Origin of the sequence: Fictibacillus arsenicus (assembly GCF_001999465.1) — a bacterium.
Taxonomy (GTDB): domain Bacteria; phylum Bacillota; class Bacilli; order Bacillales; family Fictibacillaceae; genus Fictibacillus; species Fictibacillus arsenicus.
This window is the reverse complement of record NZ_MQMF01000004.1, coordinates 39,275-54,694: the sequence shown is the minus strand read 5'-3', so window position 1 is coordinate 54,694 and position 15,420 is coordinate 39,275. Positions and strand designations below refer to the sequence as shown.

General features: G+C 40.0%; 19 protein-coding genes. 13 read left to right on the top strand and 6 right to left on the bottom strand.

From position 1 onward, the window contains the following. The first annotated feature begins 10 nt into the window (after window positions 1–10). The 5 genes from UN64_RS16510 (at window position 11) to UN64_RS16490 (ending at window position 3,841) form a co-directional block, all read left to right on the top strand. Complete coding sequence (locus UN64_RS16510) at window positions 11–1,300, top strand: branched-chain amino acid ABC transporter permease (protein WP_077364789.1); 1,290 nt, start codon at window positions 11–13, stop codon at window positions 1,298–1,300. Between the two features lie 15 nt (window positions 1,301–1,315). Next, window positions 1,316–2,092, top strand: a complete 777-nt coding sequence (locus UN64_RS16505; RefSeq protein WP_077364787.1) for an ABC transporter ATP-binding protein — start codon at window positions 1,316–1,318, stop codon at window positions 2,090–2,092. 11 nt (window positions 2,093–2,103) lie between these two features. Continuing rightward, complete coding sequence (locus UN64_RS16500) at window positions 2,104–2,811, top strand: ABC transporter ATP-binding protein (RefSeq protein WP_077364785.1); 708 nt, start codon at window positions 2,104–2,106, stop codon at window positions 2,809–2,811. A gap of 118 nt (window positions 2,812–2,929) precedes the next feature. Continuing rightward, a complete protein-coding gene (locus UN64_RS16495) occupies window positions 2,930–3,400 on the top strand; it encodes a low molecular weight protein-tyrosine-phosphatase (RefSeq protein WP_077364783.1) in 471 nt (156 codons plus the stop codon). Window positions 3,401–3,415: 15 nt separating this feature from the next. Then, window positions 3,416–3,841: a GNAT family N-acetyltransferase gene (locus UN64_RS16490; protein WP_077364781.1), complete on the top strand. Its 426-nt coding sequence runs from the start codon at window positions 3,416–3,418 to the stop codon at window positions 3,839–3,841. Between the two features lie 278 nt (window positions 3,842–4,119). Here UN64_RS16490 and UN64_RS16485 read toward each other — a convergent pair whose 3' ends face one another. Together UN64_RS16485 and UN64_RS16480 are read right to left on the bottom strand one after the other, a co-directional pair. Continuing rightward, window positions 4,120–4,299 (bottom strand): small acid-soluble spore protein H, encoded by a 180-nt coding sequence (locus UN64_RS16485; RefSeq protein WP_077364779.1) that lies wholly within the window; start codon window positions 4,297–4,299, stop codon window positions 4,120–4,122. A 156-nt stretch (window positions 4,300–4,455) separates the two neighbouring features. Next, on the bottom strand, window positions 4,456–4,710 hold the full coding sequence (locus UN64_RS16480; protein ID WP_066286139.1) for a GlsB/YeaQ/YmgE family stress response membrane protein: 255 nt from the start codon (window positions 4,708–4,710) through the stop codon (window positions 4,456–4,458). Between the two features lie 158 nt (window positions 4,711–4,868). On the opposite strand from UN64_RS16480, the gene UN64_RS16475 reads away from it, so the two are divergent. From UN64_RS16475 to UN64_RS16465, 3 genes are all read left to right on the top strand, one after another. Next, the gene (locus UN64_RS16475) at window positions 4,869–5,741 is read left to right on the top strand and encodes a YihY/virulence factor BrkB family protein (RefSeq protein ID WP_077364777.1); all 873 of its coding nucleotides are present in this window, start codon (window positions 4,869–4,871) and stop codon (window positions 5,739–5,741) included. Window positions 5,742–6,012: 271 nt separating this feature from the next. Next, window positions 6,013–6,609, top strand: a complete 597-nt coding sequence (locus tag UN64_RS16470) for a DedA family protein (protein ID WP_077364775.1) — start codon at window positions 6,013–6,015, stop codon at window positions 6,607–6,609. Between the two features lie 274 nt (window positions 6,610–6,883). Next, window positions 6,884–7,348, top strand: coding sequence for a VanZ family protein (locus tag UN64_RS16465; RefSeq protein WP_077364772.1), 465 nt, complete (start codon window positions 6,884–6,886; stop codon window positions 7,346–7,348). Between the two features lie 22 nt (window positions 7,349–7,370). Here UN64_RS16465 and UN64_RS16460 read toward each other — a convergent pair whose 3' ends face one another. Together UN64_RS16460 and UN64_RS16455 are read right to left on the bottom strand one after the other, a co-directional pair. After that, entirely contained in the window at window positions 7,371–7,820 is a 450-nt protein-coding gene (locus UN64_RS16460) for a TlpA disulfide reductase family protein (RefSeq protein WP_077365183.1), read from the bottom strand. Between the two features lie 126 nt (window positions 7,821–7,946). Next, the gene (locus UN64_RS16455) at window positions 7,947–9,128 is read right to left on the bottom strand and encodes an MFS transporter (RefSeq protein WP_245802063.1); all 1,182 of its coding nucleotides are present in this window, start codon (window positions 9,126–9,128) and stop codon (window positions 7,947–7,949) included. Between the two features lie 87 nt (window positions 9,129–9,215). Here UN64_RS16455 and UN64_RS16450 point away from each other — a divergent pair, with 87 nt between their 5' ends. Beyond that, on the top strand, window positions 9,216–9,599 hold the full coding sequence (locus tag UN64_RS16450) for an OsmC family protein (RefSeq protein ID WP_077364768.1): 384 nt from the start codon (window positions 9,216–9,218) through the stop codon (window positions 9,597–9,599). 126 nt (window positions 9,600–9,725) lie between these two features. Beyond that, window positions 9,726–10,568: a YfkD famly protein gene (locus UN64_RS16445; protein ID WP_077364766.1), complete on the top strand. Its 843-nt coding sequence runs from the start codon at window positions 9,726–9,728 to the stop codon at window positions 10,566–10,568. 44 nt (window positions 10,569–10,612) lie between these two features. Here UN64_RS16445 and UN64_RS16440 read toward each other — a convergent pair whose 3' ends face one another. Together UN64_RS16440 and yfkAB are read right to left on the bottom strand one after the other, a co-directional pair. Continuing rightward, the gene (locus UN64_RS16440; protein ID WP_077364763.1) at window positions 10,613–10,930 is read right to left on the bottom strand and encodes a winged helix-turn-helix transcriptional regulator; all 318 of its coding nucleotides are present in this window, start codon (window positions 10,928–10,930) and stop codon (window positions 10,613–10,615) included. Between the two features lie 102 nt (window positions 10,931–11,032). Then, complete coding sequence (yfkAB, locus tag UN64_RS16435) at window positions 11,033–12,151, bottom strand: radical SAM/CxCxxxxC motif protein YfkAB (protein WP_077364761.1); 1,119 nt, start codon at window positions 12,149–12,151, stop codon at window positions 11,033–11,035. Between the two features lie 156 nt (window positions 12,152–12,307). Between yfkAB and UN64_RS16430 the strand changes: the two genes are divergently transcribed. The 3 genes from UN64_RS16430 to pdaA all read left to right on the top strand — a co-directional run bounded on the left by UN64_RS16430 (window position 12,308) and on the right by pdaA (window position 15,287). After that, a complete protein-coding gene (locus UN64_RS16430) occupies window positions 12,308–12,499 on the top strand; it encodes an SE1561 family protein (protein ID WP_066286158.1) in 192 nt (63 codons plus the stop codon). A 106-nt stretch (window positions 12,500–12,605) separates the two neighbouring features. Continuing rightward, window positions 12,606–14,153: a fumarate hydratase gene (locus tag UN64_RS16425; RefSeq protein WP_077364759.1), complete on the top strand. Its 1,548-nt coding sequence runs from the start codon at window positions 12,606–12,608 to the stop codon at window positions 14,151–14,153. 321 nt (window positions 14,154–14,474) lie between these two features. After that, window positions 14,475–15,287 (top strand): delta-lactam-biosynthetic de-N-acetylase, encoded by an 813-nt coding sequence (gene pdaA, locus UN64_RS16420; protein WP_077364757.1) that lies wholly within the window; start codon window positions 14,475–14,477, stop codon window positions 15,285–15,287. Window positions 15,288–15,420 lie beyond the last annotated feature (133 nt).

The following is a 15,420-nucleotide window of genomic DNA, read 5'->3' as shown; positions in this document are numbered from 1 at the left end:
GTGAAGGTGCATGCATAAGCTCACAAATAAATTAAAAGGCAACAAACTGGCTCAAATCATACTGCTCGTGCTTTATGTGTTAGTCACTTCACTGAGCTTATACTTGGCTCAAGCATCTGTAACGGCATTTCTTCTTCTGTTATTTTCTTTGCTTCTCTTGTACTACACGGAACTGCCTGACCGATTAAAATGGGTGATCGCAGGTGTAGTATTAATTGGAGTCATACCATTCGTTTCAAGTACAGGCCCAGGGTACCAGTCATATATGGAAGTAGCTACAGTTGTAGGAATCTATGTTGCGATGGCACTAGGATTGAACATTGTAGTAGGTTTGGCCGGACTCTTGGATCTCGGATTCGTGGCGTTCTTTGCCATTGGCGCTTACACGTACGGAATCTTTGCTACAGGACAGGCGGCTAATTTTATGCCATTCGGAGATTTTCCGTTATCTGGGGAGAGCTTCTGGATCTTTATATTGATTGGCTGTTTTGTAGCGGCACTTTTCGGTGTGCTTCTAGGTATACCGGTTTTGCGTGTAAAAGGAGATTATCTTGCAATCGTAACACTCGGCTTTGGGGAGATTATCAGAATTGTTTTCAACAACCTGGATAAGCCTGTTAATATCACGAACGGTGCGATGGGGCTTGCTTCTGTAAAACCGCCTGAAATTTTTGGCTATCAATTTGTGTATCCAAATCAATTTTACTTTATTGTTCTCGCAATCTTGCTTTTTGTTATTCTCGCTGTAAGAAGATTCGAATATTCAAGAATTGGTCGTTCATGGAAAGCGGTTAGAGAAAATGAGATAGCTGCACAATCAATGGGAATCCACCTTGTAAGGACAAAACTACTGGCATTCGCGATCGGAGCATCTTTCTCCGGAATGATGGGAGTCGTCTTTGCAGCTAAGCAGACTTTCGTTGATCCTACAAGTTTTACATTGCTTGAATCTATTACGATTCTCGTAATGGTTATCTTGGGTGGGATGGGCAGTGTGCCTGGCGTTATTTTAGGGGCTGCGGTAATTACGATCTTAAACCTTCAAGTTCTTACAGAAGTTACGAATTACTTGAACCAGTTAAGCCTTAACGGAGTAATTAGTTTTCCAGAGGCACTGGCACCAGCTAAAATGCAGCGATTTATTTTTGGAGCTATCTTAATCGTATTTGCAATCTATCGCCCTCAAGGATTAATTCCTGCGAAAAATCCTGTGTTCGATGAGGAATCTTTAAAAGAGGGTTCTAAAAAGCACAGAAAAGAACAGATTACGGTTGAACCAGATAAAGGATTTCAAGCATAAGGGGGCGGGATTAAAATGTCTATATTAACAGTGAGCAATTTAACTAAACAATTTGGGGGTCTCGTTGCTGTAAATTCAGTTGATATAACCGTTGAAAAAGGATCGATCACAGCAGTTATTGGTCCGAATGGAGCCGGGAAAACGACTTTTTTCAATCTGATTACTGGTGTTTATCAGCCTGATAAAGGGAATGTGCAGCTCGGATCAACTTCCTTAATCGGAAAGAAGCCGCATGATATTGCAAGGCAAGGTATTGCACGAACGTTTCAGAATATCCGTCTGTTCTCAAACATTACGGTTCTGGAAAATGTGATGACTGGTTTGCACAAACAATTAAGAGCAGGTCTAGTCGGAACACTTTTCCAAACGAAAACGGTGCGGGAGGAAGAAAAGCGTGCCCAGGAAGAAGCGTATCATTGGCTTGAATATGTCGGTCTGGCAAAGCATTTGAATGAAGATGCACAAAATCTTTCATACGGGGCACAGAGGAGACTGGAAATAGCCAGAGCTTTAGCGACAAAACCGAAGCTTCTTCTGCTCGATGAACCAGCAGCCGGGATGAATCCGAGGGAAACGCGCGAGTTAACCGAATTCATCCACCGTATGAGAGAGGATCTTGATGTTACGATCGTTTTGATTGAACATGATATGAAACTCGTTATGGAAATTTCGGAACAAATTTTTGTCTTGGATCATGGTGAAAAAATTGCTGAAGGAAAGCCTGCAGAAATCCGAAACAATGTAAAAGTGATTGAAGCCTATCTTGGAAAAAGTGCCGTAACACCAGCGTAAGGGGGATAATGATGAGTATTTTGCAGTTGAATGATGTGAACACATTTTACGGTGGTATTCATGCGCTAAAGGGAATCAGCATTTTTGTTGAAAAAGGGGAGATCGTTACATTAATCGGTTCTAACGGTGCAGGAAAATCGACTACGCTGAAAACGATCAGCGGCCAGGTGATGCCGAAAACAGGCTCCGTTATTTATGAAGGAAAAGATATTTCAAAACAGCCGGCTCATTTGACGGCACAAACTGGGATTGCCCATGTACCCGAAGGAAGAAGAATTTTCCCAAGATTAACTGTAAAAGAAAATCTTGAGATGGGGGCTTTTATCGTAAAAGATAAAAAAATTGTTAAAGAAAGAATGGAAAAGGTGTTTCAATATTTTCCCCGTCTTCAGGAACGTTTGAGTCAAAAGGGAGGCACGATGAGCGGCGGTGAGCAGCAGATGCTTGCGATAGGGCGTGCTCTAATGTCAAAGCCTCGTCTATTGCTGCTGGATGAGCCATCCATGGGATTAGCGCCTGTAATTGTTGAACAAATTTTTGACATAATCAGTGATTTAAACAAGGAAGGGATGACTATTCTTTTAGTCGAACAAAATGCTTATCAGGCTCTTCAGGTTGCACATAGAGGGTATGTGATACAAACTGGAGAAATCGTGATGGCAGGACAAGGACAGGAATTGATTACAAATGAACAAGTCCGTGAAGCATATCTAGCTTAAATGCCGCAGAAGAAAACCTGGCTGAAGGAAAAGCCCGGTTTTCTTTTTGCTGTAGAATACCTTTTGAAATTAGTTAGAAATGTTATAATTTAAAGGGAAAAAGAAAGGGGTATGAATCGTGATTAAAGTACTCTTTGTTTGTTTAGGAAATATATGCCGTTCACCAATGGCTGAGGCTATTTTTAAGGATCTCGTTACAAAAGAGGGTCTAGAGGGGAAAATATCGATAGACTCTGCAGGAACTGGAAATTGGCATGTCGGAGAACCGCCTCATGAAGGCACAAGAAATATTTTAACGAAGAATCAAATATCATTTGAAGGTCAAAAGGCGCGTCAGATTAAAACGAACGACCTGACACAATATGACTATATTATCGGAATGGATGCTGAGAACATCGGAAATATGCACAAGATGGCTGGGCAATCGGAGACAGGCATGATTGCAAGACTTCTTGATTTTGTGCCGGAGAACGAGTTTGAAGATGTACCAGATCCGTATTTTACCGGTAATTTTCAAGAAGTGTACGACCTAGTAACAGCCGGGTGCGAGAGACTGCTTATCGAGATAAAAAATAGAGAATCGCTTTAATCAGGAGGAGTAATAATGGGTGAGATCAGGCAATTGTCATTAGAACATGAAGTACGCGAAGCTTTTCCTGTGATGAACCAGCTGCGACCGCATCTCTCAGAGGACTTGTTTTATGAATTATTTCTTCAAATGCAAAAAGAAGGTTACACATTATTTGCGAATTACCATAACGAAAAGATTGTTGCACTTGCAGGATTCGCCATTCTAACGAACTTTTATGATGGTAAACATGCATATCTTTATGATCTGATCACGGATTCAGAGGAACGTTCAAAGGGATACGGGGAAGAGCTGCTAGCCTTTTTGGAATCATTTGCGGTTCAGAACAACTGTAACTGTGTGGCGTTGAGCTCGAATGTGAATCGTATAGATGCTCACCGTTTTTATGAAGAAAAAATGCATTATGAAAAGCCGAGTTATGTATTTAAAAAACGATTTTAAATAAGGCTGTTTCCGTATGCTTTGTTGCTTTTGTAAGATGTTAATTTCCGCTACAGAACTCGCTTTCCGCAGGGTGTGCGGTGAGCCCCCTCGTCGCCTCGCGACATTGAGTGGTCTCACCTGTCCCACTCATCCTGCAGGAGTCTCGTCCTTTCGCTCCAATTAACTGTTCAAAGAAGTACTCTTCAAAATAGCTCAGGAGCAACAATCCTTTAGAAAATAGCTTTAAATAAAGAAGCAACATAACCCACCACACAGGATGATGTGGTGGGTTGTTTTTATTGTTCTTCTAGACTGGAAACTGAAACACTTTGTTTGTTGTTTGGTTCATCGAGTGGATGGATTGTAGCTGTTCCATTCTGCTGATCGACATGCTCAATATAAATGCTTTGGCCATTATATGTGACGTTGGCCATGACAGCTGATGCAGAGATTTCTTGTGCGCGTTGTGCGTCCATTTTCATTTCCTCCTTAATCTTTTTACAAATATAATGTGTGATTATATATCCTTAAATATCCCTAAGGAATGAAAAAAGCTGGCCCAAGAAGATCAATACAGATCTTTTGAGCCAGCTTTCTTTGATTGTTGGTTATGTTCTTTTGGTGTTTCTTAATTAAGCACGGCTACGCATGCTGCGCATAATCCAGCTTACAATAAGTACAACTACGATAGCACCGATGATAGCTGGAATAATTGCGAAACCAGCAACAGTTGGACCCCAGTCTCCTAACAGTAAGCCACCTAACCAAGCACCAACGAAACCTGCGATAATGTTACCGATGATTCCACCTGGTACGTCACGCCCTGTTAATAGTCCTGCTAACCAACCAATGATTCCTCCAATTATAAGTGCCCATAATAAACTCATTTAAAATTCCTCCTTTTTTTTGTGTGGTTGTAATATGGAATTATTCTTAAGTTACCCATTATAAAAAAATATAAACTTCTGTCGAAAAAAGTTTTTATCACTATAAGGAAAGGGAATGATAAAGGAAATATACAACTAAGTTAGGGGTGAGAGGACCATTGACTTTATGGCATATTCTTAAACACATGAAGGCAAAATCTTTTGGAATTGAATTTATGCATAGCTTTAAAAGAGGAGATGTAACAGGGCTGGCAGCACAGCTTGCTTACTATTTTCTTTTATCTTTGTTTCCTTTTTTAATTTTCTTATTAACCCTCGGTGCTTTCTTTATAGAACCTGCTGAAGCACTTGATCTCCTGGAACATTTTGTACCTGCAGAGGCGATGGATTCAGTGAGAGAAAATTTGTTGGCAGTACTTGAAGGAAGAAGCGGAGGATTGCTATCTATCGGGATTTTAGCAACAATCTGGTCAGCATCAAACGCCATTAATGCTGTAATTAAAACATTGAACGAGGCATATGGAGTGGAAGAATGCAGAGGCTTTGTTAAAACAAGGCTCTTATCAATCTTTTTAACATTTGGGGTTGTCTTTGCATTTATTGTAGCTTTAGTTTTTCCGGTGTTTGGCAAGATGTTGGGAAATGCAGCATTTTCTTATTTAGGGTTAAGTGATGAATTTCTAACGATCTGGTCTGTACTTCGCTGGCTGATCAGTTTCTTTCTCATCGCAACAGTTGTTTCTATTCTTTACTATATGGCCCCATGCAAAAAGTTGAAATACACTGAAATCTGGTATGGTTCTCTCGTTGCTACATTTTTATGGCAGATCGTCTCATTAGGTTTTGCTTTTTATGTTGATCACTTTGGAAATTATTCGCAGACGTACGGAAGCATTGGAGCTGTTATTGTACTCATGCTCTGGTTCTATTTAACAGGAATCGTGCTGCTTTCCGGCGGTGTACTTAACGCTACGTTCCATAAATACAAGATCGATTTTGCCAAGAAAAGGGGCTTGTTAAAGGCTGAATGATAGGAAAACCTAATAGTACCTTTTATTAAGGAGGTATTGCTAAATGGGAAAAAGCAACAAACAAAACACTAATCATAGCAAGAACAACAAAAATGAAAGTAAACACAAGACAAGCAGCAGTGCTAACAAAAAGAACAACTTTCATTAATAAGTAAAAGCTGTCCGGTTACGGGCGGCTTTTTTTGCTTTTCTGCGAAGACTTTAAAGCCATTTTGTGATTGTGTTATAATGTTTTTCGTTGTGTCTCTAGACAGAAAGGGAGGGAGATAAGATGGAAGAACTTATACTCTCATTTATTGAATTTTTAAAGCAGTTTTCTTATTTTGGACTTATTATTGCACTTACTTTTGAATTTGTTCCTGCTGAGCTTGTTCTCCCGCTCGCAGGGTTTTGGGTATATGAAGGTGATATGAATTACTGGTTTGCTGTATTTGCCGGAACATTAGGAGGTACATTAGGCCCGCTGACGCTTTATGCACTCGGCAGGTATGGCGGAAGACCATTTCTGATCAAGTACGGAAAGTATGTTTTTATTAAAGAAAAAGAAATTGATGCAGCAGATCGCTTCTTTGAGAAATATGGTGCAGGAGTAGCGTTTTTCGGACGGTTCCTTCCTGGGGTAAGGACTACAATATCGGTTCCGTGCGGTATGGCAAAAATGAATGTTTGGGTCTTTTCTGTCTACACATTCATAGCGATGTTTCCGATTACCGCATTTTATATTTATCTTGGGAAGCAATTCGGTCCGCAGTGGAAAGATGTCGGCGCAAAGGCAGAAGAATATATGCTCCCGGTGGCTGGAATTATCGTGACAGCCATTCTGTTATTTATTGTTTTTAAAAAGGCTAGAAAATGGACATCTGTCTAAAAAACTCTTCTTTGAAAGTTGATTGGAGTGGAAGGTGCGAGACTCCTGTGGGATCAGTGGGACAGGTGAGACTCCTAAAGGTGCAAAGCGCCAGGAGGCTCACCACCGCGGAAAGCGAGTACCTGGAACGGAAATCAACCACTTTCAATAGGAGCAAAGAAAAATGTTGGAGAGATTTTGTGTCTTTTACCTGTATCTCCTTAAGACCTTTGCGTGTTAAACTTTAAAAAGGCACTTATGGGAATTTTTGAAATAAAGGCAGGAGAAAGGCAATATGAAAAAAGTTAGAATATTTTTTAGTGTAATAGGTGCACTTTTCTTTATTGTTTACATGGCTGTTCTTATAAAAGCCACGCTTTTCTCATTTAATGAGTACGTATATGGAAAATCAGCAAATCTTGTTTTGTTCGATAGTATACGCCTCATGTGGAGAAGCGGAGATTACTACCTGATTTTTAAGAACATCATAGGCAATATTATCTTATTTTTACCGCTTGGTCTTTTGCTGCCTTTAATATTCCGTGTGTTTAATTCATGGCGGCTTATGTTTGTAATCGGGTTTGGTACGAGCTTTGTTATTGAAGTGCTGCAATACGAATATGCGAAAAGAATTTTTGATATTGATGACATACTTCTTAATGGATTAGGAGCAATGACGGGCTTATTTATCTATAAGTTCTTTGCCCTGCTATTTCGGCTTATGGAAAAACCATTTACAGGGAAAAAGAGAAAAAAATAAAACCGGGCTCAGCCCGGTTTTTTTATTTTGTTTCTTTTCCTAGTACACGGTTAACACGTTTTGTCAGCATTTTCATTCCATCTCCGCCCGCTTGGTAATGACGAAGCTTTCCTTCTGCATCGAATACATAGTAAGCAGGAACATATTCATTTTCAAATGCATCCGTTAATGCATGGTCATTGTCTACAAAGATTGGCTGTGTAATATCATGTTCTGCAGCAACTTCTTTGATCTGTGCAAGATCAAGATCTTTCTCAGAACGAGGCATATGAACGGCAATAACGTTCAGTTCATCTTTGTAATCATCTCGGAACTGGTTGATGCTTGGCATTGCTTCTTTACATAGACCACAGCTGACTGACCAGAAGTGAATAAGGGTCGGCTTGTCGCCAACAAGATCGCTCTTAGAGACCTCACCATTGATCCACTCTGTTGCACCGCTAAGTTCAGGCATATCCGAACGTAATCTCATCATACAAATCTACTCCTTATAATTCAAAATTGTGTAAGTATCATTAATTCTAGTTTAAAGATTGCGCATTCAATGTCAAAATTCCTGCTTTTCATAATATGGGTAAAGTACAAAAAAATATTTAACCTAAGCCGTTTTTGTCTGGACTGCACCTGCAGAAGTAGGGCTTTTCGTGAATACGATCGGAAGGCAGAGAATTAATAACATCCCGCAGATCGCGAAAACAAAAGCACCGCCTTTAAACCAGCTTATAAAACTCCCACCGATTAATGGACCTGCCATGCTTCCGATGCTAAAACTGATTCCTGCTAAAATGTTGCCGGCAGGAAGATGGTATTTTGGAAGCAGATCACTCATATAAGCGATTCCAAGAGAAAACATTGATCCAACAAACATACCTGAGAAAAAGAACAGTGCTAGAAGGATCCAGAAGGAATGCATAGTCCAATAGGTAGCTAAAAAAGAGAAAAATCCTGAAACGAAAGAAAAAATTAAAATTGGCTTTCGTCCATATTTATCACTTAACACCCCTAACGGAAGCTGAAAAACCAAGCTGCCTAATACAAATGCAGGCAATAAGACCGCTACCCAATCCAAACTTATACCGTTGCGAAGGGCAAACACAGGAAAAGATCCATGAAGGGTTGCTTCAAGAAATCCATATGCAAATGGAGGAAGCAATGAGACCCAGGCAATTTTAAGGACATCTTTATAACGTGAAAATGCAGTAACACCAGCCATTCGTGCTGACTCGGTCTCAGGTTTTTCATTGCGGATACTTGTCATTAATATAAATGAGATTAAGCAAAGTACTGCTGCAAACCAAAATGGCAGGTTTTCGTTAATCTCGAGCATTTTTGTCATGAGAGGTCCGATTCCAAAACCAGCACCGAATGCTATACCGTAAAGGGAGATATTCCGTCCCCGCTTGTTTTCTGGACTATTTGAAGTGATCCACGTTTGTGTAGAAAAATGGAGCATATGATCACCGATCCCGATAAGCAGACGCAGCATGAACCAAAACCAAAAGACTTTCCAGATTGGAAACAAAGCAAAACATAATATTACTGCTAATAGACCTGACATAATAAGCGGTTTATAGCCAAACTTTCGCAGAGGCTTTTCTATGAACGGAGAAGCAATCAGAATTCCTATATACAGCGCAGTTGCATGGAAACCGTTTAACGATGCAGAGGTTCCGTTCTGCTCAAAAATAACCGCAATCAGCGGCAATAACATTCCTTGTGCAAAACCAGAAATAAAAACAATGCTGACTAAAACAGAGAATCTATAAGTTGAAAGCTGCATGAGCATCTCCTTTTCAAAACAAACTAAAACCATTGTACAATGGATGCAGTTAAAAGTTGAATAAAACTTTACCAGAGGTGTGTGACGATGGACTTTAAAATGAATGAAAAAGGATTTGAAACGACCTTTGAATATGGAACACTGCAAATAAGCGGTGACGCCGAATATGGTTTCAGGCCATTTCAGCTGCTTGTATCATCTGTTGCGGTTTGCAGCGGCGGTGTTTTAAGAAAAGTGTTAGAACGTATGAGACTGCCATACGAAAACATTGATGTTACAGCAAAAGTAACACGTGATGAAAACGAAGCAAACAGAGTATCAGACATTCATCTGCATTTCGTAATAAAGGGAAACGAACTTCCGCATGAAAAAGTTGAAAAAGCATTAGTGGTGACTCGTAAAAATTGTTCGATGGTACAGTCTGTTAAAGACAGCATCAACATCACCGAAAGCTTTGAAATACAAGCATAATAAGAAGTCCTGATTCTAACTCTGAATCGGGGCTTTATTTATTTCCAACAATACCCCAGAGAAAGAGACCAGTGCACGCGGATAAATTTCATGTGATAGAAAAAAATAGGGGTAAAGGAGGGAATTATGAGAAAAAGAATTCTTATTATCATATTTGTTATGCTTTTTGCTTTTACAAACCAGGCGTTTGCAAAGGAAAAAACCACAGAGAAGCCTGCAGAAAAACCGGCGGAAAAAACAACTGAAAAAGCTGACTTAAAAGCTGACATAAAGGTTCCGAGTTCGGTGCTGAGCATCTCAAAAGAAAATACGTATCCTAACTCAGCGCAAGATCTTCCGTATCTTGAACCGAGCAAACTGGCTAAGGCAATGCTAAAAACATCTGATGTTCCGATCACGAATCCTGATCTGATCAGACTTTTAAATGAATCAAGCATTAACGCTTCAAAAGTTGCTTTCTGGTATCGTGCTAAAATTTACTTAGGTCAATGGCCGCTTTCTTATCAATCGACTGAGACTACAGTAAACTGGGAGCATCAGCAGATCAATACAAACCGCTTAGATAACAGAGGAGCGCAGTCAATAGCTAAATTATATTACAACCAGACAGCTCATAAAAAAGTGAGCGGGGGACTTACGGCTTCTATTCCAAACAGCGAAGCGGTTCAAAAGATGATGCTCATTGCAGCAGCGGAAAAATCGAAGCTGCCTCTTGCATTTCAGACAGCAGTAGGTGCAGGAACTAAGAAACCAAACGTATACCATGTTTCTCCGAAGCAAGTCGGTTACTTACACAGTTATGTTCCGGCAGTTAACGAAAGAGGAAGAGTTACTTATGGAGAAGTGTACATCGTTTTAAAAGGCGGAAAAAGAGAAATTGTTATTCAAAACGTTACACAGCAGGGAATCGGGGCGTGGATTCCTATCCAAGACCACGTATCATTCCGTTTTCATACGAGCAATATGTAAAAAAGGACAGCGTCTAGACGGCTGTCCTTTTTCTTATACAAAGCTTAACAATGATCGACCCACTGCTCGCTCCAATCTTGAATAGCATTAATAATTGACTTTAAGGAATTTCCTTTATCCGTTAGTGAATATTCGATTCTTACAGGAGTCTCCGGATAAACGTTGCGCTTAACAATTCCAACTGATTCTAATTCCTTCATGCGTTCCGTAAGCATACGGTCACTCATCTCGGGAATTTGAGATTTAATATCTTTAAAACGTTTAGGACCGTCCATCAACACTCGGATGATGAGTCCTGTCCATTTTTTACCGATTATATCCATGGCAACTTCATATTTCGGACACATAGTGCTGTAATCCATATCATTCACCTCTATACAACAAAGCTTAAGCTACAGTTTAATATTTGCCTTTTATTATACGTTTTAAACTTACTTTTGTAAAGTTTATAACTTTTTACCGCTTTAAAGCTTCGCTGTTCTACCGGAAAAATTAATATCTTGATAATAAGAATGTTTAACAAGAACATTAGGACCGAGGCAATTAACAGCAGGGCAGTGGCATCCAAGTTCTTTTGCGAGCTTCGAATCATTCCAAGTATCATATGCATCAAGGAGGCTTGTATCTTTAATATTCCCAAGCGGAGGTGCATCACCGAAATCAGTGACAATAATATTGCCATCAAATATATTTATGTTCAGACGTGATCTTCCGTCAGGGTCATTTCTAACCGTTACATTTTCCTCATTCTGCAGCCTTTTCAGCAATTGGAGGTCTTTCTTGTTGTCAGAACACGCATAAAAAGGCAAGGTTCCAAACAGCATCCATGTCTTTTTATCTCGTATATCCAGAAGTTTGTGGATGCTTTCGCGCATTTCATCAAGACTGATTGTTTCTAGCGTGCTAGCATAGTCACTTGGGTACATCGGGTGTATTTCGTGCCGCTGACAGCCCATCTCAAGTATATGATTATGTATGTCTTCCAAGTAAGGAACTGTCTTTTTATTAAGCATAGTTTCAGCTGAAACCATAACACCTGCTTTTGTTAGAGCACGTGCATTTTCGGTAAGGCGTGAGAAATATGCTTCTCTTTGAGCTAGTGAAGGCTTTTTTTCCATCATGGCAAAACCTGTCTCAGAAAATTCCTCCAGTGTACCCCAGTTGTGGGAGATATGGAGAACATCTAAGTATGGAATAATTTTTTCGTAGCGCGCTAAATCTAACGTTAAATTTGAGTTGATCTGTGTACGGGCACCGCGTTCTCTTGCGTACTTTAAAAGAGGAACGACATAGCTGTTTACTGATTTCAATGAAAGCATAGGCTCACCGCCCGTAATGCTGAACGCTCTTAATTGAGGAATTTCATCAAGTCTTTTTATGACTAACTCCAATGGAAGTGGTTCAGGGTCTTTCGTTTGCAGTGTATAACCGACAGCACAGTGTGCACATCGCATGTTACAGAGTGTAGTGGTCGTAATCTCGATATTGGACAGCTGCAGTCTTTGATGCTCGTGTATATCTAAATAAGCTTCCCAAGGATCATAGTCCGGAGTTATCGCTTTTAAATCTGTTTTTGTAACCATAATAAAAATCTCCTTCATGCCAAAATTGACAATACTTATCTTAACTGAACAATTGCTAAAGAAAAAGGGTAAACTTATGTTGTTTAAAGCCTAATCTAATATTGGCAAAAGCGTCTGGCCTTGTTAAAGTAGAATGGATGGAAAGGAGAGATCAACATGGGTAACTCTATTCAGGATAAATCCTCTCAAAAAGAATATATTAAAAATCGAATTGATTTATTAGTTGATGTTTTAGATTCTATAGATGCTGAAACAGCCGGTATTGATGAAATCGACAAGATTATTTCAATGCTCGACGATCTTGAAGAGAAGTGTAAGCAATTTCGTTACGATTGGGAAGAAAAATAATTTTGGAATCCGTTTCTTTATTAAAGGAACGGATTTTTTTGTTATAATAGAAGCATTAATAGTGATTACGCTTACAAAAGCCAAGTCATAAAGGGGTAGTGGAGAGATGGAAAAATTTCAGGAAAGTATGTATAAACTGATTGTAGAAACATCAACCAAATTGCCAAAAGACGTTCGCCGTGCCATTCTTGCAGCAAAACTTAAAGAAAATGCAGGAACTCGCGCAGCTATGTCTTTAGATACGATTACAGATAATATTTTAAAAGCAGACGAGAATGTATCACCGATCTGCCAAGATACAGGACTTCCTACGTTTAAAATTAAAGTCCCTATAGGCGCGAACCAGATTAAGATGAAAAAGGCCATCCGCCAGGCGATTGCTGATGCAACAAAAGATACGAAGCTTCGTCCGAACTCTGTTGATTCTATCACTGGAGATAACAGTGGTGACAACCTTGGTGACGGAACCCCTGTTATCAAGTTCGAACAATGGGAAGAAGACTATATCGATGCTCGTCTTATTCTAAAAGGCGGCGGATGTGAAAATAAGAATATCCAGTACAGTCTCCCTGCTGAACTAGAGGGCTTAGGACGAGCGGGACGTGACTTGGATGGTATCCGCAAATGCATCATGCACTCTGTATACCAAGCACAAGGACAAGGGTGCAGTGCTGGCTTTATTGGAGTTGGAATCGGCGGAGACCGCACATCTGGATATGAACTGGCAAAGGAAATGTTGTTCCGTTCAGTAGATGACGTTAACCCGAATGAAAACCTTCGCAAGCTTGAAGAGTATGTAATGGACAACGCAAATAAACTCGGAATCGGAACGATGGGGTTCGGCGGAGAAACGACGCTGTTAGGTTGTAAAATAGGCGTTATTAACCGTATCCCTGCTAGCTTTTTCGTATCTGTTGCTTATAACTGCTGGGCATATCGCCGTTTAGGTGTAAAGCTGAACGCTGATACGGGAGAAATCCAAGAATGGCTGTATCAAGAAGGTGAAGAGATCGATTTTGCAAAAGCAGATGAGGAAGCAGCTGCAGCTCTTGAGCATCAAGAAGAGAAAACAAGAAGCATTACTTTGGAAGCTCCGATTACAGAAGAGCAGATTCGTGAGCTGAAGGTTGGGGATGTTGTCACAATCAATGGCATGATGCATACCGGGCGTGATGCGATTCATAAGCATCTTATGGATAACCCTGCCCCGATCGACTTAAATGGTCAGATCATCTATCACTGCGGACCTGTTATGGCAAAGGATGCAGAAGGAAACTGGGTAGTAAAAGCTGCTGGACCAACAACAAGTATTCGTGAGGAGCCTTACCAAGGTGACATCATGAAGAAATTTGGCATACGTGCTGTAATCGGTAAAGGCGGCATGGGACCAAAAACACTGGCTGCCCTTAAAGAGCATGGCGGTGTATACTTGAACGCGATTGGCGGTGCAGCTCAGTATTATGCGGAATGTATGGAAAAGGTTGAAGGTGTCGATCTGATGGAATTTGGTATTCCTGAAGCGATGTGGCATATCCGTGTTAATGGCTTTACCGCTGTCGTAACGATGGATTCTCACGGAAACAGCCTGCACGAGCATGTTGAGAAATCATCTTTACAGAAGCTGGAGCAGTTTAAAGATCCGGTTTTTAAATAAATATTGTAATTAAAACCGCAGTTCGAAATTTTGAACTGTGGTTTTTTGTATGTAAAAGCGCTGAGCGGCAGAGAATCACAAAGTCGAAATATGTCTAGCTGTGTCGACTTGTGGATAAATACCCAAAACTTCTGGATTGGAAGGCGGAATATTTGGATTGAAGCTCAAAACTTTTGGATTGAGCATCAAAACTTTTGATTTCATTTCCCTAATTTATAAATTGCACAAACTCTCAGAGGTTTCCTTAATATCCCTAGCATGGTTTCGGTGAATCAAAACACAATAAAGGTATAGGTTGTCGTTTGAAGGAGGAAAGTTCTTATGAAAATCAACCGGCTCCTGTGCCTGATTTTGGTTTCCATCTTATTTTTCACCCAATCACATGTAACTTATGCCGAACGAGGTGTATCGAATCAAAGACTGGAGTGGTTTTTTGAAAAAAAGGGGAAAGAAACTCCACCGACCACTGATTCGAGATATCTTGAACTCATTAAAAAATATGACAGTCTTTTTATGGGAGATTCAACCAAAAAAGACATTTATTTAACGTTTGATAATGGGTATGAAAACGGATATACAGATAATGTGCTGGATGTATTGAAACGAAACAAAGTCCCTGCTGCCTTTTTTGTAACCGGACAATTTATGAAAACTCACCCTCACCTAATAAAAAGAATGGCTGAAGAAGGGCATATAGTAGGTAATCATTCATATCATCATCCAGATTTAACACAAGTTTCTGATTCACGATTAAAAAATGAATTAGAAAAAGTAAAGCTGAGATACACGGAACTAACCGGTAGAACAGATATGCACTATCTGCGGCCGCCTAGAGGTGTTTTCAGTGAAAGAACGATTATGCTTGCTAAAAAAGAAGGCTACACTCATGTGTTTTGGTCACTTGCATTTCTCGATTGGGAAACCAACAAACAGCGTGGTTGGCAGTATTCTTACAACCAGATAATGAAACAGATCCATCCAGGCAGCATTCTTCTATTGCATACCGTTTCAAAAGACAATGCGGATGCATTAGAGAAAACGATAGAAGCTCTTCAAAAGAGAGGGTATACATTTAAAAGCCTTGATGACTTGCAGATAAAAAAGTCTGCCCCTCCCTTATTATTTCACCCTTAAACAGTGCCTTTGTATGAATACAAAGGCACTTTTTTTGTGAATAAAAAACGCTTAAAATCAACCTGGCTTATCAACAAGGTTCTAATTTAAGCGTCTTAATAAAAGGCTGTTAACGTAAACTTTGTTGCTTTTG